This window comes from Trinickia acidisoli (assembly GCF_017315725.1).
Classification (GTDB): Bacteria; Pseudomonadota; Gammaproteobacteria; order Burkholderiales; family Burkholderiaceae; genus Trinickia; species Trinickia acidisoli.
The window spans coordinates 3,085,917-3,108,773 of sequence record NZ_JAFLRG010000001.1 but is presented as its reverse complement, the minus strand read 5'-3'; the positions used below and the strand labels follow the sequence as shown (position 1 = coordinate 3,108,773).

The 22,857-nt window shown below is 64.5% G+C and carries 23 protein-coding genes; 12 read left to right on the top strand and 11 right to left on the bottom strand.

Going from position 1 to position 22,857, the window contains the following annotated elements; all coding sequences use genetic code 11:
- Positions 1 to 144: 144 nt before the first annotated feature.
- Entirely contained in the window at positions 145 to 591 is a 447-nt protein-coding gene (locus tag J3485_RS14220) for a phage late control D family protein (protein WP_242538571.1), read from the top strand.
- A 43-nt stretch (positions 592 to 634) separates the two neighbouring features.
- Here J3485_RS14220 and J3485_RS14215 read toward each other — a convergent pair whose 3' ends face one another.
- From J3485_RS14215 to J3485_RS14200, 4 genes are all read right to left on the bottom strand, one after another.
- Positions 635 to 1,402, bottom strand: a complete 768-nt coding sequence (locus tag J3485_RS14215) for an ABC transporter ATP-binding protein (protein ID WP_206953464.1) — start codon at positions 1,400 to 1,402, stop codon at positions 635 to 637.
- Positions 1,403 to 1,405: 3 nt separating this feature from the next.
- Complete coding sequence (locus J3485_RS14210; RefSeq protein ID WP_206953456.1) at positions 1,406 to 2,119, bottom strand: ABC transporter permease; 714 nt, start codon at positions 2,117 to 2,119, stop codon at positions 1,406 to 1,408.
- 17 nt (positions 2,120 to 2,136) lie between these two features.
- Positions 2,137 to 2,826 (bottom strand): ABC transporter permease, encoded by a 690-nt coding sequence (locus J3485_RS14205; protein WP_206953454.1) that lies wholly within the window; start codon positions 2,824 to 2,826, stop codon positions 2,137 to 2,139.
- A 486-nt stretch (positions 2,827 to 3,312) separates the two neighbouring features.
- A complete protein-coding gene (locus tag J3485_RS14200; RefSeq protein ID WP_206953452.1) occupies positions 3,313 to 3,933 on the bottom strand; it encodes a Spy/CpxP family protein refolding chaperone in 621 nt (206 codons plus the stop codon).
- 207 nt (positions 3,934 to 4,140) lie between these two features.
- Here J3485_RS14200 and J3485_RS14195 point away from each other — a divergent pair, with 207 nt between their 5' ends.
- Both J3485_RS14195 and J3485_RS14190 read left to right on the top strand, forming a co-directional pair.
- Entirely contained in the window at positions 4,141 to 4,863 is a 723-nt protein-coding gene (locus J3485_RS14195; protein WP_206953441.1) for a response regulator, read from the top strand.
- A complete protein-coding gene (locus J3485_RS14190) occupies positions 4,847 to 6,163 on the top strand; it encodes an ATP-binding protein (protein ID WP_206953439.1) in 1,317 nt (438 codons plus the stop codon). Before J3485_RS14195 ends, J3485_RS14190 begins: the two co-directional genes overlap by 17 nt.
- 41 nt (positions 6,164 to 6,204) lie before the next feature.
- Here the strand turns inward: J3485_RS14190 and J3485_RS14185 are convergent, their stop codons facing one another.
- Positions 6,205 to 6,471, bottom strand: a complete 267-nt coding sequence (locus J3485_RS14185) for a double-stranded DNA-specific endonuclease (protein WP_206953437.1) — start codon at positions 6,469 to 6,471, stop codon at positions 6,205 to 6,207.
- 534 nt (positions 6,472 to 7,005) lie between these two features.
- Here J3485_RS14185 and J3485_RS14180 point away from each other — a divergent pair.
- Both J3485_RS14180 and J3485_RS14175 read left to right on the top strand, forming a co-directional pair.
- Positions 7,006 to 8,760 (top strand): ABC transporter permease, encoded by a 1,755-nt coding sequence (locus tag J3485_RS14180; protein ID WP_206953435.1) that lies wholly within the window; start codon positions 7,006 to 7,008, stop codon positions 8,758 to 8,760.
- Between the two features lie 72 nt (positions 8,761 to 8,832).
- A complete protein-coding gene (locus J3485_RS14175; protein ID WP_206953432.1) occupies positions 8,833 to 10,185 on the top strand; it encodes an ABC transporter ATP-binding protein in 1,353 nt (450 codons plus the stop codon).
- A 90-nt stretch (positions 10,186 to 10,275) separates the two neighbouring features.
- Here the strand turns inward: J3485_RS14175 and J3485_RS14170 are convergent, their stop codons facing one another.
- Positions 10,276 to 11,337: a sigma-54 interaction domain-containing protein gene (locus tag J3485_RS14170; RefSeq protein WP_206953418.1), complete on the bottom strand. Its 1,062-nt coding sequence runs from the start codon at positions 11,335 to 11,337 to the stop codon at positions 10,276 to 10,278.
- A gap of 304 nt (positions 11,338 to 11,641) precedes the next feature.
- On the opposite strand from J3485_RS14170, the gene J3485_RS14165 reads away from it, so the two are divergent.
- The 5 genes from J3485_RS14165 (at position 11,642) to otsA (ending at position 15,964) form a co-directional block, all read left to right on the top strand.
- Positions 11,642 to 11,926: a hypothetical protein gene (locus tag J3485_RS14165; protein WP_206953416.1), complete on the top strand. Its 285-nt coding sequence runs from the start codon at positions 11,642 to 11,644 to the stop codon at positions 11,924 to 11,926.
- Positions 11,927 to 12,145: 219 nt separating this feature from the next.
- Entirely contained in the window at positions 12,146 to 13,555 is a 1,410-nt protein-coding gene (locus J3485_RS14160) for a sigma-54-dependent transcriptional regulator (protein ID WP_206953414.1), read from the top strand.
- A gap of 131 nt (positions 13,556 to 13,686) precedes the next feature.
- Complete coding sequence (locus J3485_RS14155; RefSeq protein ID WP_206953412.1) at positions 13,687 to 13,881, top strand: hypothetical protein; 195 nt, start codon at positions 13,687 to 13,689, stop codon at positions 13,879 to 13,881.
- Between the two features lie 134 nt (positions 13,882 to 14,015).
- On the top strand, positions 14,016 to 14,234 hold the full coding sequence (locus tag J3485_RS14150) for a hypothetical protein (protein ID WP_206953410.1): 219 nt from the start codon (positions 14,016 to 14,018) through the stop codon (positions 14,232 to 14,234).
- 308 nt (positions 14,235 to 14,542) lie between these two features.
- Positions 14,543 to 15,964 (top strand): alpha,alpha-trehalose-phosphate synthase (UDP-forming), encoded by a 1,422-nt coding sequence (gene otsA / locus J3485_RS14145; RefSeq protein ID WP_206953408.1) that lies wholly within the window; start codon positions 14,543 to 14,545, stop codon positions 15,962 to 15,964.
- Positions 15,965 to 16,114: 150 nt separating this feature from the next.
- Here the strand turns inward: otsA and J3485_RS14140 are convergent, their stop codons facing one another.
- The gene (locus tag J3485_RS14140) at positions 16,115 to 17,608 is read right to left on the bottom strand and encodes an RNA polymerase factor sigma-54 (RefSeq protein WP_206953406.1); all 1,494 of its coding nucleotides are present in this window, start codon (positions 17,606 to 17,608) and stop codon (positions 16,115 to 16,117) included.
- 324 nt (positions 17,609 to 17,932) lie between these two features.
- Between J3485_RS14140 and J3485_RS14135 the strand changes: the two genes are divergently transcribed.
- Positions 17,933 to 18,304 (top strand): BON domain-containing protein, encoded by a 372-nt coding sequence (locus J3485_RS14135; RefSeq protein ID WP_206953404.1) that lies wholly within the window; start codon positions 17,933 to 17,935, stop codon positions 18,302 to 18,304.
- Between the two features lie 49 nt (positions 18,305 to 18,353).
- On the opposite strand, the gene J3485_RS14130 is transcribed toward J3485_RS14135, so the two are convergent.
- The 3 genes from J3485_RS14130 to J3485_RS14120 all read right to left on the bottom strand — a co-directional run bounded on the left by J3485_RS14130 (position 18,354) and on the right by J3485_RS14120 (position 21,177).
- Positions 18,354 to 18,944 (bottom strand): hypothetical protein, encoded by a 591-nt coding sequence (locus tag J3485_RS14130; protein WP_206953402.1) that lies wholly within the window; start codon positions 18,942 to 18,944, stop codon positions 18,354 to 18,356.
- Between the two features lie 202 nt (positions 18,945 to 19,146).
- Positions 19,147 to 20,514: an MFS transporter gene (locus J3485_RS14125; RefSeq protein ID WP_206953400.1), complete on the bottom strand. Its 1,368-nt coding sequence runs from the start codon at positions 20,512 to 20,514 to the stop codon at positions 19,147 to 19,149.
- 153 nt (positions 20,515 to 20,667) lie between these two features.
- A complete protein-coding gene (locus tag J3485_RS14120) occupies positions 20,668 to 21,177 on the bottom strand; it encodes a YbhB/YbcL family Raf kinase inhibitor-like protein (protein ID WP_206953398.1) in 510 nt (169 codons plus the stop codon).
- A 234-nt stretch (positions 21,178 to 21,411) separates the two neighbouring features.
- Between J3485_RS14120 and J3485_RS14115 the strand changes: the two genes are divergently transcribed.
- Positions 21,412 to 21,747 carry a VOC family protein gene (locus tag J3485_RS14115; RefSeq protein ID WP_206953389.1) on the top strand — a complete coding sequence of 112 codons (336 nt, stop codon included), beginning with the start codon at positions 21,412 to 21,414 and terminating at the stop codon, positions 21,745 to 21,747.
- Between the two features lie 94 nt (positions 21,748 to 21,841).
- Here the strand turns inward: J3485_RS14115 and J3485_RS14110 are convergent, their stop codons facing one another.
- Positions 21,842 to 22,774, bottom strand: a complete 933-nt coding sequence (locus tag J3485_RS14110) for an NAD(P)-dependent oxidoreductase (protein ID WP_206953387.1) — start codon at positions 22,772 to 22,774, stop codon at positions 21,842 to 21,844.
- Between the last annotated feature and the right edge of the window lie 83 nt (positions 22,775 to 22,857).

The window sequence follows — 22,857 nt, the reverse complement described above, 5'->3', positions numbered from 1 at the left end:
AGCACTCGCGATGTCGCATTTCTTGCGATGATTCGATTGAAATCGGCCCCCTATAAAAACGCAAAATTGTCTGAGAGGGCCGATCTCAAAGGGATCTCACGCATTGTTCGAACCGCGTATGCGGAAGGCGGACAAAACGGCCGTTTGATTCGACTCGATACGCCGCTGGGTGCTGATTGGTTGCTGCCGCTGTATGCGAAAGGCACGCCCCGCTTGGGAAGCGACTACGAATTCGTTGTAGAAGCTGCCTCGATCAACGGCAAGGAAATCGATCTACAGGCTTTGATCGCACAGCCGGTTACGTTGTGGTTGCAGCAAACGGATGGAAGTTATTTGCCGCATCACGGCTACGTGACGGCGTTCTCGCGTTTGGGCAGCGACGGGTTCTTGTCGTTCTATCAATTGCGGTTTTCGTCGTCGATGTGCTTCTTGTCGCTGCGCCGCGATATGCGCGATTGGCGGGAACAAACGGGCGAGCAAATCGTCACCGACGTCTTCGATCAGCATCCGCAGGCGCAGGGTGCCTATCGGCATGTCGTTATACGGACGTGTCGGCATCGCGTCCAGGTCAGGACCCGTCCGCAAGCCTAATCTTCGATGCCGATGAGACTTGCCCCGCATGAGTGGAGGCAATCTACTTCAAACTCCCCGCCAAAAACTGCCGTAGCCGTTCGCTCTTCGTATTGCCGAACACGTCCTGCGGCGCGCCTTCCTCTTCCACGCGGCCTTGATGCAAGAACATGACGTGGTTCGACACGTTGCGTGCAAACCCCATCTCGTGCGTGACAACGATCATCGTCCGCCCTTCTTCAGCCAGCTTCTGCATCACCTTGAGCACTTCGCCGACGAGCTCAGGATCGAGCGCCGAAGTCGGCTCATCGAACAGCATCACGTCGGGATTCATTGCCAACGCGCGCGCAATCGCCACGCGCTGCTGCTGTCCGCCCGACAAATGCGACGGATACTGCTTCTCGAGCCGCGGCGCGAGCCCCACCTTCTCGAGATACATCCGCGCGCGCTCCTCGGCTTCTCTCCGCGCGAGCCCCAACACATGCATCGGCGCCGCGACCACGTTCTCGAGCACGTTCATGTGCGCCCACAGATTGAAGTGCTGAAACACCATCGACAGCTTCGTGCGAATCCGCTGCAACTGCTTCTGATCGGACACGCGCAGCTCGCCCGTCTTGTCCTTGGCCGTGCGCACTTCTTCGCCGTCGACATGGATGCGCCCGGCACTCGGCTGTTCGAGAAAGTTGATGCAGCGGAGCATCGTGCTCTTACCCGAGCCCGATGAACCGATGACGCTGATCACGTCACCGGCCTTCGCCTTGAGAGAAACGCCTTTGAGTACTTCGTTGCTGCCGTAATGCTTGTGGAGATCGTCGATGAAAAGCTTATGCATGGGTTACTTGCCTTGCGGGCGCAGGTAGGCGAGCCAGCGCTTCTCGGCGCGGCGAAACAGGGCGACAAGCGCGAATGAGATGCAAAGATAGAGCAGAGCCGCGATGCCGAACGCCTGGAACGACAGGTAGGTGGCCGAGTTGGCGTCGCGCGCGATCTTGAGGATGTCGGGCACGGTGGCCGTAAAGGCAACCGTCGTCGCATGCAGCATCAAAATCACTTCGTTGCTGTACAAAGGCAGCGCGCGCCGCAGCGCCGAGGGCAGAATCACGCGCCGATAGAGCGTGAACGTCGACATGCCGTAAGCGCGCGCCGCTTCGATCTCGCCGTACGCCGTCGCCTTGATCGAGCCGGCGAAGATCTCGGTCGTGTACGCACAGGTGTTGAGCGTGAACGCGAGCAGCGTACAGTTCATCCCCTGGCGGAAGAACGCGTTCAGCAATTCGTGATTGCGCACGACGTCGAGGCTGTAGAGGCCCGTATAGCACAACAGCAACTGCACGTAGAGCGGCGTGCCGCGGAAGATGTACGTATAGAGCCAAACGGCGCTCGAGAGCACCTTGTTGTGCGATACCCGCGCAACGGCCAGCGGTACCGACAAGCAAAAGCCGATGCCGATCGATACGACGAGCAGCCACATCGTGATGGCCAGGCCCGTCGTCTGATAGCCGTCGGTGAAAAGGTAGTTGCGCCAGTAGTCGTGAATCAGCTCGATCATGGTGGATAGGGAAGACCTTATAGCTCGGCTTTACGCACGCCGATCGAGTACCGTTTTTCGAGCCACAGCAGCACGAGATTCGAAACCGTCGTGATCGCGAGATAAATCGCCCCCGCGATCAACGTGAAAAAGAAAAAGCGCAGCGTGCCTTTGCCGGCGTCCTGCGAGGCTTTGACGACGTCGGCCAGCCCGATGATCGATACGAGCGCCGTGGCCTTCACCATCACTTGCCAGTTGTTGCCGATGCCGGGCAACGCGAAACGCATCATCTGCGGGAACATGATTCGCGAGAACGTTTGCCAACTCGTCATGCCGTAAGCCGCACCGGCTTCGAGCTGGCCTCGCGGCACGGACAGGAACGCGCCGCGAAACGTCTCGGTGAAATAGGCGCCATAGATGAAGCCGAGCACGATGACGCCGGCCACGAACGGATCGATATCGATTTCGTCCCAGCCGACGAGATCGGTCAGGTTGTTCAGCCAAATCTGGATGCTGTAGAACAGCAGCAGCATCAGTACGAGATCGGGCACGCCGCGCACGAGCGTGGTGTAGACGGTGCCGATGCCGTGCGACAGTCGGTTTTTCGAAAGCTTCGCGGCCGCGCCGATAAGGCCCAGCACGAAGGCCAGCGCGAGCGACAGCAGTGAGAGCTTGACGGTCTGCCAAGTGCCGGCGAGGATCAGCGGGCCGTAGCCTTGTAAAAGCATGGTAGGTAGTGCAGTCCTTGACGGCGCGCGAATCGGCGCGCGACGTGAAACGAAATACTAAGCGGCCAAAAATGGCGCGCTCTGAATATTGGGGCCGGCGCTGCGTGACCGAAGCGAGCGACGAAAGCCAGATCCGGTCCTATCTCGCAGCCGGTGCCGCTCGATCACGGTGCGCCGCGGCGCTCATAAGCCCCTCATATGCTCCTCATATGCTCTTGAGGCAAACCCCAATAACATAAACCGGACGGTCGGCTGGAAAAGCGCGATATTTTACCTGAAGCCGGTTGCCGCGCCATTGCGGCGCCGCTGCCGGGAAGCATGCCCGATGTAGCGAACGCTTGGACGTAGCGAAACCCGAGCGCGACGAGCAAGGCAAAAAAACGCCGCAGCCCTGGAGCAGGGCGCGGCGAAGGGTTGTGTGCGAAGGGGCGCACACTAGGGGTAAAGCGTAACCGGCGCGCGAGACTTATCGCGCGTATCACCGACTCACTGGTTTTGGGATGGCGTCGCCGGCTGCGCGCCGCCCTGCTGATGCTGCTTCATCCATTCGTGACGGTGCATCATGCGGGCGAAGCGTTGCTTGATGTCATCGCTGACGACCTTCTTTTGTTGGTCGTTCAGGCTGTTGTACACCTTCAGCCAAGCCGCCGTCACTTGCTCGTGCCGTTGCCGTTCCTGGCTCGCGAGCTTTTCATGGGCGTCGTGCATGGCGTTCAGGTCGAGCACCGGTTGCTGGCTCAACGCCTCGAACTGCTTGCGTGCCGCCTCGTGATCGGCGCGAGCGGCCTCGTGCTCCTGCTTCATCGTCTGCAGCGCGTTCTGCCAGGCCTGTTCCTGAGCGGGCGTGAGCGTGAGCTTGAGCTCGTTGTGCAGCTTGCCGAGCTCCTTCATGATCATCATGCCGTCGCTGTGCTGATGGCCATGCCATCCGTGATGCCAGCCGCCGGCCCCGCCCGCGCCCATACCGCCTTCGGCGGCGTAAGCCGTGCCGAAACCCAGCGTGAGTGCCGCGGCGATCACCGCAATCCAGCGCGACGGCGCGAGCGAAATCGGACTTTTCTTCTGCGCGCGCCGGGCCAGGGGCAGCGAGCTTAGGGTTTGTTTCATTTCATGCTCCTGAAAGATAAAGTAGCGAGCCGTACGGCACGCATGGGCTCGGTAACATCAGGCTAGACTTTCCGTGCGGGGCGCGTGTTACGCGGCGCCCGCGGCCTGTTACGCGCGATTACGGGCGGCTTTCGGCGTAATGTCCCGTAACCCTTTGTCCCGCCCACCCCGCGAGCGCGTGCGACGCTCGCGGTTAAACTTCACGCCATGGCTACACAAATTCTTGTCGTCGACGACGACGCCGAACTGCGCGACCTCCTGCGCGACTATCTCGTTCGTCAGGGCATCGAGGTTTCGGTGCTGCACGACGCCGCCTCGCTCGAGCGCAGGCTCGAACGCGAGCGGCCCGACCTGATCGTGCTCGACCTCATGATGCCGGGCGTGGATGGGCTCACCGCGCTGCGCAAACTGCGGGCGACGGGCGACGACATCCCCGTCATCATGCTGACGGCGCGCGCCGACGACGTCGATCGCATCGTCGGGCTCGAACTCGGCGCCGACGATTACCTCGGCAAGCCCTTCAATCCGCGCGAGCTGCTCGCGCGCGTGCAGGCCGTATTGCGCCGCCGCCGCACGATTCCCTCGGCCGCGCCCGAGCAGCGCGAGCCGTTCGGGTTCGGCCGCTTCCAACTCGATTTTCAGGCGCGCACGCTCAATCTCGAGGGCCGGCCGCTCACGCTGTCGGGCAGCGAGTTCGCCCTCTTGAAGATCTTCGTGAATCACCCGATGCGCACGCTCACACGCGAGCGGCTGCTCGAACTGCTGCACGGGCCCGAGTACGACGGCACCGACCGCGGGATCGACGTGCAGGTCTGGCGGCTGCGGCGCATCCTCGAAGCGGATCCGTCGACGCCTCGTTTCATCCAAACCGTGCGTGGCCGCGGATATGTCTTCGTTCCCAATGGCGAACCGAATGCGGCGCCCAATTGATTCGCTGTTCGGCCGGCTCGCGCTGCTCGTCGTTGCCGTCCTGCTGATCTCGCATTTCGCCTGGTTCGTGCTGATCCGCGTCGAGCGCAGCGAGACGCAGACGCGCTACGCCGTCGAGGAGGCGGCCTTTCTGATCGACGCGGTGCGCCAGCACGTCGTCCGCACGCCGACGGTGCCGCTGCCTTCGCGCGTGCAGCTCGTCGATCCCGCCAGCCCGGAAGTGCCGCCGCCCAACCCGGATCTACCCCCGCCGCTCAAGCGCTTCGTCGAAGACGTGCGCGACCGCCTGCCGCCGGGCTCGCTCGTGCGCGTCGGGCCGCCACGGCATCCGCCGACCCTTTGGGTGCACGAGGCAGCCGATCAGGACTGGATCGTCGTGCCCATGCTCTCGTTGCATCCGCCGCGCCCGCGCGATCAGATGCTCGAATGGCTCGCCATCATCTTCTCGATCGCCGTCATGTGCGCGCTCTTCGTCGCTTGGCGCCTGCAGCAGCCGCTGAGGGCCCTTGCGCAAGCTGTCGTCCGGTTCGGCCGCGGGCAGAGCGTGCCGCCGCTCGTCGAGCGCGGCCCCCGGGAACTGCGCGATCTTACGCGCGGCTTCAACCAGATGGTGCGCGAGGTGTCGCGCACCGAGCAGGATCGCGCCGTCATGCTCGCCGGCGTCGCGCATGATTTGAAGACGCCGCTCGCCCGCCTGCGCCTGCGCGCCGAGATGATGGAAGAGGTGAAGTTACGGGACGGGGTCGTGCGCGACGTCGATTCGCTCGCTCATATCGTCGACCAATTTCTCGCCTTCGCGCACGACGGCAACGACCGCAGCGAGCCCGTCGAAGTCGACGCACAATGCGTGCGCATTGCGCGGACCTATCGCGCCGTCGCTCCGGGCGGCCCCGCCGTGCGCACCGAACTCGCCGCCGGACCGGGCTTTCGCCTGCCGGCCGCGACGCTCGAGCGGATTCTCTCGAATCTGCTCGACAACGCGCATGCCTACGGGGCACCACCCGTGGTGATCTCGACAACACGTACGCCGGCAGGCTGGGAGCTGTCGGTCAGCGACCACGGCCGCGGCATCGCGCCGCAGGATCTCGTCAATGCCAGCCGGCCGTTCGTGCGGCTCGATCCGGCGCGCGGGGGCAACGGCCACAGCGGTCTCGGCCTCGCGATCGTCGAACGGCTTGCGCGCCGCCAGGGCGGCGTATGCGAGATCGGCAACGCGCAAGAGGGTGGGTTGCGCGTCGCGATGACGTTCCCGCATGCGGCCGCCGCTCGCGCGACGCCGCAATCGGAGAGCGCCTGGTAAGCGCGGCCGCATGCGGCCGTCGAGCGGCGCTTATGCGGCCGTCATTCGGCGAACAATGCGTCGAGCGCCGCGGCGGCTTCGTTGTCCACGGTGTTGTAGGTGACGCTGTTCGCTTCGAAGATGTAGTGGGTGGTGTACTTGCCGAGCCGCGCGAGGATTTCGTCCTGGATTTCCTCCGGCTCGGTATCGAGCTTCAGATACCATGCGGTGGACGACAGCCTGGTCTGGAACGCGCCGTATTCGGCCATGAGTTCGTCGAAGGCGCCAGCGTCTTGGTCGCGACAGACGATGACCAGATTTCCTTTCATACGCATCTCCCGGTAGATCGGTAGGTTCATTCGCCACGAGAAACGATCATACGCTCTCGCCGAAGTACCGTTCGTTCGCCGATTTCGCCTCGAGCGCGGTCTGCGGCCGCCCCGCCCGTGGGTTCCCCGCGCCGTCGCTTCGCGGCATAATTTCGCGTTTGCCGATCGTTGCCGTGCACTTTTTACGCTCCGGTGCCTCGTCCGGGCGTGCCAAGTACGCCGGCCGGCCGCCGGCGCGCGAATTTTATGGCCGGCGCGGTTGTGCCTGAAACATAGGTTGTAGTAGTGTCGTGCCGTCGCAAAGGCGGCATAGGCCGGCAGCCAGGACGGAAGGCTCGGTCGACAGCAGTCAACGATTCGCGCTCAAAAATCGCATCACCGCAACCATACGCTCGCCATGCTTGTATTCCGTGTCCCGGATCGTTCCGTCGCCCCGCGCGCGCATGCTCGCGTGAGCTCACCGGCCGCGCGCGGCCTTGCAGTCGGCGCCCCCTGCGCCACCCACCGTTCGCCGCGCGGCGTGAAGGGGACGTAATGGATTTCGGCTTCAATCTGAACCGCACCGCGAACGCATCGGCGTGGCGACTGGCTCCGAACCGCTGGGATTTCGTCGCATTCCCGCTCATTATCTGCGTGATCGCGATGACCGCGATCGGCTTTCACCAGACGATGGCGCCGATTTCGACGCTCAAGACGCAGGTCATCTCGCTCAATCCCGCGATGCTGCCCGAATACGCACTGCGCACGACGCTGCGCATGCTGGCGGCGATGGTCGCGTCGCTCGTGTTCACGCTCGTGTACGGCACCCTCGCCGCCAAGAGCCGCCGCGCGGGAATGGTGCTCGTGCCGATTCTCGACATCCTGCAGTCGGTGCCGGTGCTCGGCTACATCTCGTTTACGGTGACGTTCTTCCTCGCACTGTTCCCGGCACGCGTGCTCGGCGCCGAGCTCGCGGCGATCTTCGCGATCTTCACGAGCCAAGCCTGGAACATGACGTTCAGCTTCTACCAGTCGCTGCGCACGGTGCCGCGCGATCTCGACGAAGTCTCACGGGGCTTTCACCTGACGGCTTGGCAGCGCTTTTGGAAGCTCGAGGTGCCGTTCTCGATGCCGGGCCTCATCTGGAACATGATGATGTCGATGTCGGGCGGCTGGTTCTTCGTCGTGGCGTCGGAGGCGATCACCGTCGGCAACAACACGATCACGCTGCCCGGAATCGGCGCCTATCTCGCGCAGGCGATCACCGACAAGAACCTCGGCGCAATCGGCTGGGTGATCCTCGCGATGACCGTCGTCATTCTCGCCTACGATCAGCTCATGTTCCGTCCGCTCGTTGCCTGGGCCGACAAGTTCCGCATGGAGACGACGAGCTCGGGCGACGCGCCCGAATCGTGGCTGCTCGATCTCGTGCGCCGCACACGTCTGATCCATCTGCTGCTCGTGCCGGCCGGTTGGATCTTTGCGAAGCTCGCCCGTTTGCCGCTGCGTTTGCCGCGTATCGATACCGCGCCGCTCGCGCGCTTGGCGCGGCTCGAAAAGCGCTCGCTGGCCGGCGATATCGCCTGGGGCTTGCTGGTGCTGGCGGGCACCGTCTATGTCGTATGGCGTGTCGTTGCCTACGTGCGGACGGGCGTGACGGGCGCCGAAGTCGGTCACGTGTTCGTCCTCGGTTTCATCACGCTCGCGCGGGTCGTGGTGCTCATCGCGCTGTCCACGCTGATCTGGGTGCCGATCGGCGTCAAGATCGGCCTGAAGCCCGCCATCGCCGAAAAAGTGCAGCCGATCGCGCAGTTCCTCGCGGCATTTCCGGCGAACCTGCTCTTTCCCGTGTTCGTGATCGTCATCGTGCGGTTCCATCTGAACGCCGATATCTGGCTGTCGCCGCTCATCGTGCTCGGGACACAGTGGTATATCCTGTTCAACGTCATTGCGGGCACGACGGCTTATCCGAACGACTATCGTGAAGCGGCGGCGAACTTTCGCATTCGCGGCTGGCAATGGTGGCGTCAGGCGATGTTGCCCGGCATTTTCCCGTATTACGTGACGGGCGCGATTACCGCCTCGGGCGGCGCATGGAACGCGAGCATCGTGTCGGAACTGGTGCAGTGGGGCGACACGAAAGTGGCCGCGCACGGGCTCGGCGCGTACATCGCGCAATACACGGCCGCGGGCGATTTTCCGAAAATCATTCTCGGCATTGCCGTGATGTCGTTGTTCGTGACGTTGTTCAACCGGTTGCTTTGGCGTCCGCTGTATGCCTATGCGGAAGCGAAGCTGCGGCTCGACTGATCGTTTAGTTTGGCCGTCAAGGCGCGCCGTCGCGGCGCGCCGACCGAGTGCTCAATCCAAGAGTGAAGCGCAATGCAAAATCCCAAAGCTGACCTAAGCGCCGCGCCGTTCACCAGCGCGATCGCCGCCGCCGCGCCGCGTCTGGGCGAGGAAGTTCTCAACGTCAAGGACGTGCGCCGCGGCTTCGCGAAGGCGCAGGGCGAGCTGCTCGTGCTCGACGACGTCAACCTCTCGCTGCGCGAAGGCGAGATCGTCGGGCTGCTCGGGCGTTCGGGCTCGGGCAAGTCGACGCTCCTGCGCATCATCGCGGGCCTCATCGAGCCGACCGCGGGCGATGTCACCTATCTCGGCGCGCCGCTGTCCGGCCCCGCCGCGGGCGTGGCGATGGTGTTCCAGACGTTTGCACTGTTTCCTTGGCTGACCGTGCTGCAGAACGTGGAAGCGGGGCTCGAGGCGCTAGGCGTGGCCGCGCGCGAGCGCCGCGAGCGTGCGCTGGCCGCGATCGACCTCATCGGCCTCGACGGCTTCGAAAACGCTTATCCGCGCGAGCTCTCGGGCGGCATGCGCCAGCGCGTGGGCTTCGCGCGCGCGCTCGTGGTCGACCCCACGCTGCTGCTCATGGACGAGCCGTTCTCCGCGCTCGACGTGCTGACCGCCGAGACGCTGCGAACCGACTTGCTCGATCTGTGGACGCAGCGGCGCATGCCGATCAAATCGGTGCTGATCGTCACGCACAACATCGAGGAAGCGGTGTTCATGTGCGATCGCATCCTCGTGCTCTCGTCCAATCCGGGGCGCGTGATTGCCGAGATCAAGGTCCCGTTCGCGCATCCGCGCAACCGGCTCGATCCGGCTTTCCGAAGGCTCGTCGACGAGATCTACGCGAAGATGACGGCGCGCCGGACCGACGAAGCGACGAAGAAGGGTCTCGAGCTCGGCAGTTGGCTGCCGAGCGTGTCGACGAACCTGATGGCCGGTCTCATCGAAACGCTGGCGGCGCCGCCCTACCACGGCCGCGCCGACATGCCGGAAATTGCGCGTTCGCTGCACCTCGAGGTCGACGATCTGTTCCCGATCGCGGAAGTGTTGCAGCACCTCGGCTTTGCCGACGTGCGCGAAGGCGATATTTTCCTCACGCCGCCTGCGCGCGTGTTCGCCGAGTTCGGTACGCAAGAGCGCAAGATGATGTTTGCCGAGCACCTGCTGCGTCACGTGCCGCTGGCGGCGCGGATCAAGAAGGTGCTCAACGAGCGGCCCGGCCATCGCGCGCCGCGCGTGCGCTTCGAGCAGGAGCTCGAAGATTTCCTATCGGACAGTGCGGCCGAAGAGACGCTCGACGCCGTCATCAACTGGGGTCGTTACGGCGAGATCTTCTCGTACAACGACCAGACGGAAATCTTCAGCCTCGAGGACGTGGAGTCCTAAGCGCGCAGACGCCGATTCCCTGGTGCATCGGGCGCATCCGCGCGCCGCACTCGGCCCGCCTACGCGGGCACGCGTGCGGCGCGTTCGTCTTTACGCGTCCGGTGCGGGATTGTCGTCTTCGTCTTCGTATGTGCCGAGGCGGTTGTAGAGCGTCTTCAGGCTCACGCCCAGTGCCTTCGCTGCCCGCCGCTTGTCGCCGCCGCAGTGCTTGAGCGTGCCGAGGATGATCTGCCGCTGCGCCTCGGCGAGCGGTGTGCCGACCCAAATGCTCATCGCATCGCCCTGCGTCACCGCCTTCTTCGAACGCGCGGCAAGACGTGGATGCTCGATCTCGACCGTCTTCTCCGCGAGGATGAATGCCCGATAGACGCTGTTCTTGAGTTCGCGGACGTTGCCGGGCCACGAGTAGGTGCGCAGCGTTTCCTTGGCGCGTTTGCTGAAGACTTTGTTCGTGCCTTCTTGCGCATTGAGCCCGGTCAGAAAATGCTGTGCGAGCAGCTCGCGGTCGCCTTCGCGTTCGCGCAGCGGCGGCGCTCGCAGCGGGAATACCGCGAGCCGGTACATCAAGTCTTCGCGCAGGCCGTTTTCCTTCACGGCCAACATCGGGTCACGATTGGTCGCGGCAATGACGCGCACGTCGCTGCGCAGCAGCTCGGTGCCGCCGACGCGATAGAAGGTACCGGTTTCGAGCGCGCGCAGCAGCTTGACCTGGCGCACCGGCATCATCTCGGTGACTTCGTCGAGGAACAGCGTGCCGCCGTTCGCGTGTTCGAAATAGCCGGCGCGCCCCTGCACGGCGCCCGTGAAGCTGCCGCGCTCATGGCCGAATAGTTCGGCTTCGATGAGGCTGTCGGGAATCGCGCCGCAGTTGACGGCTACGAACGGGCCGTTTTTGCGCGAACTGCGGTCGTGGACCGTGCGAGCGATGAGTTCCTTGCCGGTGCCGGATTCGCCGACGACCAGCACGGTCGCATCGGTGGACGCGACACGCTCGATTTGTTCGTACAGTTCGAGCATCGACGGCGACGAGCCGTAGAGCACGCCGTACGATTCGAGCCCCGCGGCATCGCGCACGAGGCTCTTGGCGAACCGCGTCGCTGCGTCTTGCTCCGGCGCCGCAGGCGGCGTTTCAAGATCGGTAGACTCGGGCATGTGATGACAGTCCAGGTGGCGTGGCCGCCGTGAGAAAGATTGTGCGCCCCTTCCTTCGGCGGCAACGCGCGTGGCTAGTTCAAAATCCAAAGGAGTATTTAACCACGCAAAGCGGTCGCGACGCATCCTTGCGGCCGCTTGCCGTCTGGCACGAAAACTGCGTCTGACAGAATTCCACGGTAAGCGGAACTCGGCACGCTCGGATCGATCGGAAAGACATCCGGCGGCATGGATGTTGAAGTACGCAAAGGGCCGCTTTACCTTGCATTCGTCAATGAACCGAGCAAATGCTAAGGGGGATCACATGGCTCGTCCCAAAATCGGCGTTTTCGGCGCGCTCGTCGCGGTCGGCGGCGTGATCGCGTGGCGCTGGGCGCAAAAGCATCGTGCTTCGCAGGCGCGGCTCGCAGGAGAGTTGAGCCGGTGGGAGGGCGAAGGCGGCACCGTGACGACGTCGGCGGTCACGGCGCCGTCGATGTCGGACAGCAGCGTCGGGCGCGGCGTCGCGACCAACGGCTCAGGCCAAGGCGCTTTCGGGCGTGTCGGCGGTACGCGCGACGCATGGATTTTCCCCCACGGGCATAGCTGACGTCGTTTTTTGCGCTTTTCCGTACCTTCTCGCGCGCTGCGGTGCCACGGTGCCGTCGCCCGGCGGTGCCGGTTTCCACCCGGTGTGCCGAATAGCTCGCCTGCGTCGCCGCATCTAGGCACAATGATGCGATGAGCCGCGCGGGCCGTCGGCGTTCGTGCCGAACGTCGAATCTCGTCCTTTTCCAACCTTTGTTCATCAACGGAACAGCGAACCCAGATGCCACATGTGCTGATAGTCGACGACGACCCCGAAACGCGCGAAGCCCTCGTAGCGATCATCGCCGCCGACGGCTTGACGACGGCAACGGCCGGCGATTTGCGCGAGGCCCGCATTCAGCTCGTGAGACAAACGCCCGATGTCGTGTTCACGGATTTGCAACTGCCGGACGGCAGCGGCGTCGACCTATTCGAGGATCTCGACCCGCGCTCGGGCGTCGAGATCGTCGTCATCACCGGCCATGCAACGGTCGAGTCGGCCGTGACGGCGCTGAAGATGGGTGCCTCCGACTACCTCGTCAAGCCGATCAACATGCAGCGCGTCAAAGCGGTACTCGACCGGTTGCCGCGCGCGGGCGATTTGAAGGCGCAGATCGGCACGCTGCGCGGCGAGCTACGCCGCATGGGCCGCTTCGGTTTGATGCTCGGCAATTCGCAGGCGATGCAATCGGTCTACGACCAAATCGGCCGCGTGGCGCCGACCGCGGCATCCGTGCTGCTGGTCGGCGAGTCCGGCACGGGCAAAGAAGTAGCGGCGCAAACCATTCATGAGTTGAGCTTGCGTCGCAAGCATGCGTTCCTGGCCGTCAATTGCGGCGCCATTTCGCCGAACCTGATCGAATCGGAGATGTTCGGGCATGAGCGCGGGTCGTTCACGGGCGCGGACCGTCAACACAAGGGCTATTTCGAACGCGCGAGCGGCGGCACGATCTTTCTCGATGAAATCACCGAGATGCCCGCCGAATTGCAGGTCAAGTTTCTGCGGGTGCTGGAAACGGGCATGTTCATGCGCGTGGGCACGACCAAGGAAATCGAGACCGATGTGCGCGTCATCGCGGCCACGAACCGCGATCCCGAGGAGGCCGTGCTCGAAGGCAAGCTGCGGCTCGATCTCTATCACCGGCTCAACGTCTTTCCGATCAGCCTGCCGCCGCTGCGCGAGCGCGGCAACGACGTATGGCTGCTCGCGCAAGCGTTTCTCGACGAGCTCAACGAGCGTCACGGTTCACCCAAGCAATTCCCGCCGGCGGTGAAAGACATGATGTTGTCCTATCCGTGGCCGGGCAACGTGCGCGAATTGAAGAACTATGTGCAGCGCGCCTTCATCATGGCCGCGCCCGATGCCGACACCACCGCGGCCGTGCCGCTGCAGATCTCGTTGTCCAAGCCCTCGACGGGCACGGCTGTGACGATTCCGTTCGGCACCTCGCTCGCGTCGGCCGATCGTCAGCTCATTCTCGCGACACTGGAGCAGTGCGGCGGCGTCAAGACGCGCGCCGCGGAGATTCTCGGCATTAGCCTGAAGACGTTGTATAACCGGCTCGTCGAATATGGCGACGAGGCAAGCAAAGCGGCTGCGAGCGAGAGCGATACGGCCGGCGAAGCGGGCGAAGCGACCGCCGGCAATTGAGGCGAGGGGGCCGCGCGCCATGCGCGACCGATCGCGGCGACGGCTTCGTCGCCGCGCAATATCCGCGACGTGGCAGAGGACTTGCTCGTGAGTACACCTAACTTTCATGGTTGCTCAACGAGGTAGTCTCGATGTCCGTATCCCGCAGCGCACCGATTCGTCTGCATACTCCCGAACCCGATCCGCCCGTGCCGCCGCCGAAGGAGCCGCCGATCCCGGGGCCCCTCCCGGAGCGCGATCCGCCGGAGCCTCAGCACCCGCCGATCGGCGATCCGCCGGTCGTGCCGCCGGAGGCGCCGCCGCTGCACCGGCCGCTGCATTGCTGACAAGGCGGCCGCGTCACTGTACCGGTTACAAATCTGACGCAATTGTTACCGCGCGTTCGCTCGATCGGCATCCTAGACTTAAGTCGATATTGCCTTACCTGTCCGGGCATTCGTCTGCTCTTGGAGATCGTTCCATGAGACATCCTGCGTTGCGGCGCTCTGCGCGCCATTCGCTCAAGCGCGAAGCGAAGAACGGTGGCGGTTTTCCCGTTCAATCGCCGTCTTCTCACGATCCGTCGGGACAGAACCGCGCGGCACCCAACACCCCGCCCGACGGCGAGCACAACCAAGGCGGCGCTCGCGCAGAAGGGCTGGATTATCAGCGCGACCTAGGCTCCGAGCAGGACGCCTAAGCGCGGTTTCGGTGAGAAGTGAGCCCAGAGTACGCGAGCGCATGCGCGCGCGGCGAGGGCATACGCATTCGTTTCTTGCATCCCGCATCGCGCGATAGGTTCGCGCGATGCGTTCGCGCGCGCTGTGCCCGTGGATACAACGCGCTACACCCTCGATTGCGCGCTTCCCATCCGTGATACGAATGGCAAACCGAATGGCGAACGCATTCGTTAGATGTTTGAGGCGGCACGCACCTTGCGTGCAGAACGTCTAGCGGCGGCGAGCGTGTTCGTCGCACGAGAATGCCAACCGAAGAGGTGGAGCCGCAATGAGCAGACTTATCGTGGTATCGAACCGCGTCGCGCCGACGCAGGAGGGCCGTCCCGCAGCGGGGGGGCTCGCGATTGGCGTGCTGGACGCCCTGAAGGAAACGGGTGGCGTCTGGTTTGGATGGAGCGGAGAGATCGTCGGCGAGTCGCACGCGCCGTCGATCGAGAAGCAGGGCAAGGTCACGTATGCGACCGTCGGCCTCACGCGACGCGATTATGATCAGTACTACAGAGGATTTTCGAACGCGACCTTATGGCCGACGTTCCACTACCGCACCGATTTATCCCGCTACGACCGGCAAGAGTACGCCGGCTACCTGCGCGTCAATGCGACGTTGGCCAAGCAGTTGAAGGCCATGCTCGAGCCCGACGACATCATCTGGGTTCACGACTATCACCTTTTGCCGTTTGCGCGCGCATTGCGCGACATCGGCGTGGCCAATCCGATCGGCTTCTTCTTGCATATTCCGTTTCCGGTTCCGGAGATGCTGCGTACCGTGCCGCCGCACGAGGAGCTCGTCAAGGCGATGTGCAGCTACGACGTGCTCGGTTTCCAAACGAGCGCCGATCGTCAGTCGTTCGTCGACTACATCGAGCGCGGCGGCTTCGGCACGGCGAGCGACGACGGCATGATCCAAGCATTTGGACGGGTGCTGAAGGTCGGGGCCTATCCGATCGGCATTTATCCCGACGCGATCGCCAACGCGGCCCGGCAGTTCTCCGATCGCAAGCCCGTGGGGACGCTGCGCGATGCGATGCGAGGACGCAAAATCATCATGAGCGTCGACCGGCTCGATTATTCGAAGGGGCTCGTCGAACGCTTCCAGGCATTCGAGCGTTTGTTGCTCGGCGCGCCGCATTGGCACGGGCGCGTCTCACTCGTGCAGATTGCGCCGCCGACACGCTCCGACGTGCAGACGTATCAGCGCATTCGACAGACGCTGGAGGGAGAAGCCGGTCGCATCAATGGGCGCTTTGCGCAACTCGACTGGACGCCGATTCAATACCTGAATCGGAAGTACGAGCGCAATCTGTTGATGGCGCTGTTTCGCCTGTCGCAGGTAGGTTACGTCACCCCTTTGCGCGACGGGATGAATCTCGTTGCCAAGGAGTACGTAGCCTCGCAGGACCCCGAAGATCCCGGCGTGCTCGTGCTGTCGCAGTTCGCCGGCGCGGCCGAGCAGCTGCCCGGCGCGCTAGTCGTCAACCCCTTCGATCTGACGCAAATGGCCGATGCGCTCGAGCGGGCGCTGTCGATGCCGCTCGAGGACCGCAAGGCGAGACACGCCGACATGATGACGCAGTTGCGCGCGGGCGATCTCTCGACGTGGCGCGATGCTTTCCTGGCCGATCTACGCAGTGTCACCACGGCGGCATCGGTGACGCGCACGGCCGTCAAATTGGCCGATATCGCGGCGTGATCGAATAGCTGTCGCCGTCACGTCAGATGAATAGGGCCGGCTCCTGCGCCGGCCTTATTCATTGTGTCGATTTCGATCATCGGGTGGAATTGATTAGGACTGCGGACGATTCGCAGACCTAATCAATTCCAGAAGACTCGGCGCGCGCGCCTACGCTTGACGTCGCAACTGCGCGGGCGGCACCTTGAGCAGATTGCGATACTTGGCAACGGTGCGGCGCGCGACGAGCATGCCCTCCTGCGCGAGCATCTTCGCGAGTGCGACATCCGAGAGCGGATTGCGCACGTCTTCCTGCTCGATCATCTCCTTGATCAGCGCGCGCACAGCGGCGGCCGAGCAGCGCCCGCCCGTTTCGGTGGCAAGCTCGCGCGGGAAGAAGTGACGAAATTCGAAGATGCCGCGGGGCGTCGCCATGTACTTGTTGCTCGAGGCGCGCGAGACGGTCGATTCGTGTAGGCCGAGTTCTTCCGCGAGCTTGCTGAGCACGAGCGGCTTCAGCGCGATTTCGCCGTAGTCGAAGAACGCTTTTTGGTACGAGACGATGCACTGCGCCACGCGTTGGATCGTCGTGAAGCGCTGTTCGGCATTGCGCAGCAGCCAGCGGGCCTCTTGCAACTGTTGCCCGAGCGGCGAGCCGGCGCCGCCCGATTGTGCGAATAGTTCCGCGTAGACGCGGTGAATCCGCGCACGCGGCAGCACGGCAGGATTGATCGAGGCGGCCCAGCGCCCCTTCACGCGGCGCACGATGACATCGGGGATGACGTAGTTGTCGTCGGCCCTTGCGTAGAACTGACCCGGCTTCGGGTCGAGCCGCCGCACGAGCGCGCAAGCCGTGCGCAATTCCTCGGCCGAGCAGCCCAACTGCTTTTGCAGCTCGGCGTGCTCGCGTCGAGCGAGCCGTTCGAGATGGTGCTCGGCGACCGCGTGCGCGGCCGCGCGACCCGGCGTGTCGTCCGGCATCGCTTCGAGCTGCAAGCACAGGCATTCGGACAGCGAGCGAGCGCCGACGCCGGGACGATCGAGCGTTTGCACGAGCCGCAATCCCACGCGCAGTTCTTCTTCGCCGAGCGGCGGATCGGCTTCGAATGCGCTCGCGAGTTCGTCGAGCGATTCGCGCAGATAGCCGTCGTCGTCGAGCGCTTCGATGACGATCTGCGCGGCGGCGCGATCGCGCTCGTTGAGCGGATAAAGATGCAGCAGATTGTGCAGATGCTCATGCATCGTCAGGTGCGCATGCGCCCAGGCGCCGGGGTCGACGTCGTCGGAATCGCCGTTGTTGCGCGAGGCGCCGCGCGCCGTCCAGTCTCCGCCGAAATCGCCGATGGGGTCATCCGCGGGCGCGATGCTGGCCGTGTCGGGACCCGAGATGTTGTCGTACGAATCGACCGGCTCCGAGGTTTGCGGCGCGTCGGCCACGGCGTTGGGCTGCAGCGTCGTGGCATCGCCGTCGTGGGCGGCGTTGGCGGGGGACTCGGCCTCTTCCGCGACGGGGTCGTCGTACTCGAGAAATGGATTGTTATCGAGTGCTTGACGCAGTTCGTGCTGAAACTCGAGCGACGATAACTGCAACAGCCGCACCGATTGTTGCAGGCGAGGCGTGAGCGCCACGTGTTGTTTGCTGCGCAGTTCGAGAATGGGCGGCATAACGAAAGTCCAGTGGAATAGTCCTGGCTTTAAAGCAACGGTCATACCAAGCGTTGCCGCACGGGGCGCAAGACGATTCGGGTGTCGCAGGAAGCGTGCCGCGAGGGGCGGAGTGCGGCAGCTTTTACAGGCGCAGTGCAAAAGCGCGGCGCAGCTTTGCTGCGACTGCGAAGAGCGGGCGCCACGAGGTCGCCATGCGCGATCCGGCCAGGGCGGCACGCGGCTTGCACATCCCGCCATGCGAGTGAAACGCGGGTCGGTATCGCTTCCCGGTTTTGCAAGTCCTGATTCGGCAATTCCTTCCATCTTTGAGCAGGAGAAACGATGAAAGCACTCCCATCACTCAAAATCGCCGCCTTGGTTGCTTCCCTGACGCTTGCCGTGGGCGTAGGCGCCCAAACAATGGGTGCGTCAGACGCCACGACGACGGCTAGCCCCTCCGCACCGTCGGCGAGCTCGGAGTCGCTCGGCCAACACGTTAGCGACGGGACGGTCACGACGAAGGTCAAAGCCGCGCTTCTGGCGGCGAAGGACGTCAAGTCCACCCATGTCCACGTCAAGACCCGCCGCGGCATCGTCTGGCTGACCGGCACCGTGCCGACGAGCGACGAGAAGACGCGCGCAGAGGAAGTCGCCGCCGGCGTCACCGGCGTGCACAAAGTGAAGAACCGCTTGAAGATAAGCGGCTCGGAGTGACGAACGACGCGACGCGCTTCGGCATGACGCCGCGGCGTCGTGCCGCGCGCTACGCCTGCCGCTGCGTGAACTCCGCGAGCGGCACGGGCGGCACGGTCGGATCGAAGTCGGCCCAGCGGCCTTGCTGCCAGCGGCCCGTCGCCCGTTCGACCGCGAGCGCGCCCGCGCCGTCGAGCACTTGGGCGGCCTGCACTCGATTGTCGGGTGAGACGTGCACGGCAACGAGCACACCCGAATCGCGCGTCTCGTGATGGACCGCGTGACGAACGGCTTCGCTCGTCTGCTGTGCATCGTTCAGGCGGCCCTGCACGAGCGCACCGAGCATGGCGCCGGCGTAAGCGCCCACTCCGGCTGCCGTCACCGCCGCGATGACCGATGCCGTGAGCGGCGCGCAAATGGCGACGGCGACGACGGCACCCGCGACGGCGCCGATGCTCGCGCCGCGGCCTGGATGGGCCGGCGGACGCACTGCATGGGCGATGACGTGGAGGCTGTCGGCGGCGGCGTGCGCGTGTTGTCCGCGCGGATTGACGAAGAACAGACTCACGTCTTCCTCGAGAAAGCCTTGCGTGAACAACTGCTGGGCGGCGGACTCGGCCGCGGCGAACGTGGTGAAACGTCCAGCGACGATGAGCGACATGGCGGCTCCTTGACGGCGTTGCGTAGCGCATGCCGTATGAGAGAAGCGAACGAACCGGGCGCGGACGGCCACGACGCGCGCCGCGGGCCACTTCATTGGACACCGGTTCGCAGCGCAAGTGCGGCCGTTGCGGGTTTGTCCTGGGGAGCCGATGCGAGTTGGATCATGCCGGATCGCGCCGGCGCGTGACACGCCGCTTGCGTTAGGCGGAGACGGTGGAATGCGACGTGCGCAGGCGCATCAGGCTGACGAGCGACGCGAGCCCGGCCACGGCCGCCGCGACGGCGAGCGCGATCGACGGTCCGCGCTCCGGCGCCACGCCGAAGATCAGCGCGACGAGCGCCGCGCCCACCGTCTGACCGGTGAGCCGCGCGGTGCCGAGCATGCCGCTGGCGCCGCCGCTGCGATCGCGCGGGGCGGACGACAACATTTGCCGGTTGTTGGGCGACTGAAAAATACCGAAGCCGGCGCCGCACAGCGCCATGCGCCAAGTAATGGCGAGCGGGCTCGGATGGGCGCCGATCGTCGCGAGCAGCACGAGCCCGATCGTTAGCGCGAGGAGCCCGAGGCCGCCGAGCATTCCGGCCGAATACCGATCCGACAGCACGCCCGCGAGCGGCGCGGCGAAGATGATCGCGAACGGCCACGGCGTAATCAACAGTCCCGTCTGCACTTGGTTGAAGCCGAACACGTTTTGAAACAGGAACGGCAGCGACACGTAGGCCAGCATCTGCGCGCAAAACGAGCAGACCGACGTCGCGATCGACAGCGCGAAAACGGGAATCTTCAGCAAATCGATCGGCAGGAGCGGCGCGGGGCGCGTCAATTGCCGACGCACGAACAAGTAACCGACGACCACGAAGCCGAGCGCTTGAGCGATCAGCCAGAGCGCATCCTCGCTGTGGCCGAGCCCGTCGATCGTAAAAATCAGCAGCCCGAACACGATCGCGTTCATGATCGCGCTCAGGTAATCGTACGGCGTCTCGTGCCCGGGATTGATCGGCAGCGCGCGCAGGGCGGCGGCGACGGCGATGACGCCGATCGGTACGTTGATCGCGAACAGCCAGGGCCATGAGGCGACCGACAGCACGGCCGAGGCGACGGTCGGCCCGACGGCGGAGGAGATTGCCACGACCATCGCATTGATCGCGACGCCCCGGCCGAGCATATTGGCCGGATAGATCGTGCGTACCAGCGCCGTGTTGACGCTCATGATGCCGGCCGCGCCGAACCCTTGCACCACCCGCACGAGCGCAAGCTCGGGCAGCGAGTTGGCGAGCGCGCAGCCGAGCGAGGCAACGGTGAACAAGGCGAGGCCGGGAATATAGACGCGCCGATAGCCGATGCGATCGCCGAGCGAGGCCAGCGGCAATAGCGAAATCGTGACGGACAGTTGGTAGGCGTTGACGACCCAGATCGAGGAGGCGGCGCTGGCGTGCAGATCGCGCGCGATCGTGGGAAGGGCGACGTTGGCGATGGCGCCGTCGAGCACGGCGAGCGTGATGCCCAGCGCGATGACGACGATCGCCCAGTAACGCTGGGGAACGGGAATGCCTGAATCTGCTTCCATGGGGCGAGAAACTCGGGTAGCGGGCGGCGGGGGACGTACCCTCGCATTCTAAGCGCGCAACCCGTCGATGCGCTTGCTCGCGCATCATCGCGGCGGCGGGCGGCTTCGGTTGCGTCCGCAACCATCATGCCCGCGCGTCGCGCCGGCGCGGAGTCACTTCAGCTCGTAAAGGCCTGTGTAAGTGGTCGAGTCGAGCTCGTTCAGGTGCGTCATGAAGCGGGCGACCGCGTTCGTCGTTTCGGACATGATCGGAAGATGATCGACCGTCAACGCATGCAGCCGGAAGATGTACCGATGGGGTTTGTCGCCGCGCGGCGGCGCCGCACCGCCGAAGCCCTGCGTGCCGTAGTCGTTGCGCACTTGGATCGCGCCGGCGGGCAGCAGGCTGCCGTCGGCCTTGCCGGCGCCGAGCGGCAACGAACGGGTGTCGACGGGAATGTTGACGACGACCCAGTGCCAAAAACCGCTGCCGGTCGGGGCATCGGGATCGTAGACGGTCAGCGCGAGGCTCTTGGTCTCTTCGGGCGGCGCTTCCCATTGAAGCGCGGGCGACAGATTACCGCCTTCGCCGTCGACGCCGAACGCCTTGTCGTTGCACTCCTGAGCCTTCGGCATGAAGCCGTTGCTCGGAAAGTCGTCTGACCAGATTCTGAACTCAGCCATCGGATGCCTCCTTTTTCTTAACGGGGTGGGCGGTGCAGCGCGATGTGCCACCGGGCGGCTGCGGCTTGCGTGCCGAGTGTATCACCGCGCTCGCGCGCCCATCGGCTCGATCGAGGCGCGCCGCCGCGCAAGGCAGTTACCGGCGATACCGGTATGCGCGCGCAACTGTTTGTGCCGGCGCCGGGCCGCTACGATGGCGCTCTCATCGATCAAGTAAAACCGAACGGGGGTGTCATGAAGCGTTTTCATATTGCGCTGGCCGTCGCCGATCTCGAGGCGTCCATCGTCGATTACAGCGAGCGGCTCGGCCAGCCGCCGACGGCCGTCGTTGCAGGCAAGTATGCGATGTGGCGGACCGACTTGCTCAATTTTTCGATCAACGAAGCGCCCGAATGCTCCGGGCAATTGCGCCACGTGGGGTTCGAGGACGATAGCGCGACCGGCTACAGCAGCACGTGCGACGTCAACGGCATCGAGTGGGAACTGTTCTCGACGAAGGAGCAGGACGAGCGGATCGTTGCGGCGTACGGTGCGGCTGTCTATGGCGGCACGGTGGGGCCGCGGGCCTGAATCGACGGGCGAGTGCCGTCGCCGCTGCGTTTTGCAGTTGCAATGACGCCCGCCACGCCCGGCTCGGTGCGCGGCGGGTGAATTCCGGCGAGCCTCAGCCGCGATCGTTCAGCTTGCGCAGCCGCCAGATCAAGCTCGACGTATCGAGGCGATTGCCGCCGAGCGTCTGCACGTCGCCGTAGAACTGATCGACGAGCGCCGTGACCGGCAGCGATGCGCCGTTGCGCTTCGCTTCATCGAAGCAGAAGCCAAGATCCTTGCGCATCAAATCGACGGCAAAGCCGAAGTCGAACTTGCCCGCGATCATCGTTTTGCCGCGATTGTCCATCTGCCAGCTCGCGGCGGCGCCTTTGCCGATCACCTCGAGCACGCGCGTCATGTCGAGCCCGGCGCGCTCGCCGAAGCAGATCGCTTCCGATAGGCCCTGTATGAGGCCCGCGATGCAGATCTGATTGACCATCTTCGTCAACTGGCCGGCGCCGGCCGGTCCCAAGTGCGTGACGGCGACCGCGTAGTGCGCAAGGACGGTGGCCGCGCGCGCGAACGCTTGCGCATCGTCGCTGCCGCACATGATCGTCAGCTTGCCATTTTGCGCGCCGGCCTGGCCGCCCGAGACCGGAGCGTCGATGAACGCGATGCCGTGTGCACCGGCTGCTTGCGAAAGCTCGCGCGCGACGTCGGCCGACGCGGTCGTGTGATCGGCGAACAGCGCACCGCTCGCCATGCCGGCGAAGGCGCCATGCTCGCCGAGCGTCACGCTGCGCAGATCGTCATCGTTGCCGACACAGGCGAGCACGAGCTCGGCGCCTTGGGCGGCTTCGCGCGGTGTGCGCGCGGCGTGGCCGCCGTATTCGGCAACCCACTGCTCGGCTTTCTGATACGTGCGGTTGTAGACGGTGACGTCGTATCCGGCTTTGGCCAGGTGGCCGGCCATCGGATAGCCCATGACGCCGAGGCCGATGAAGGCGACGCGACGAATGGGGCTTGGGCTGGTGACAGAGGAAGTCGAGAAAGTCGGCTCGCTCACGGCGGCTCCTTTTCGGGGGTTTCAGTGGGGGTGGGCGCCCCAATTATCGCAGCGATGCGGATTGGCGGCTCGCACGTCGACGG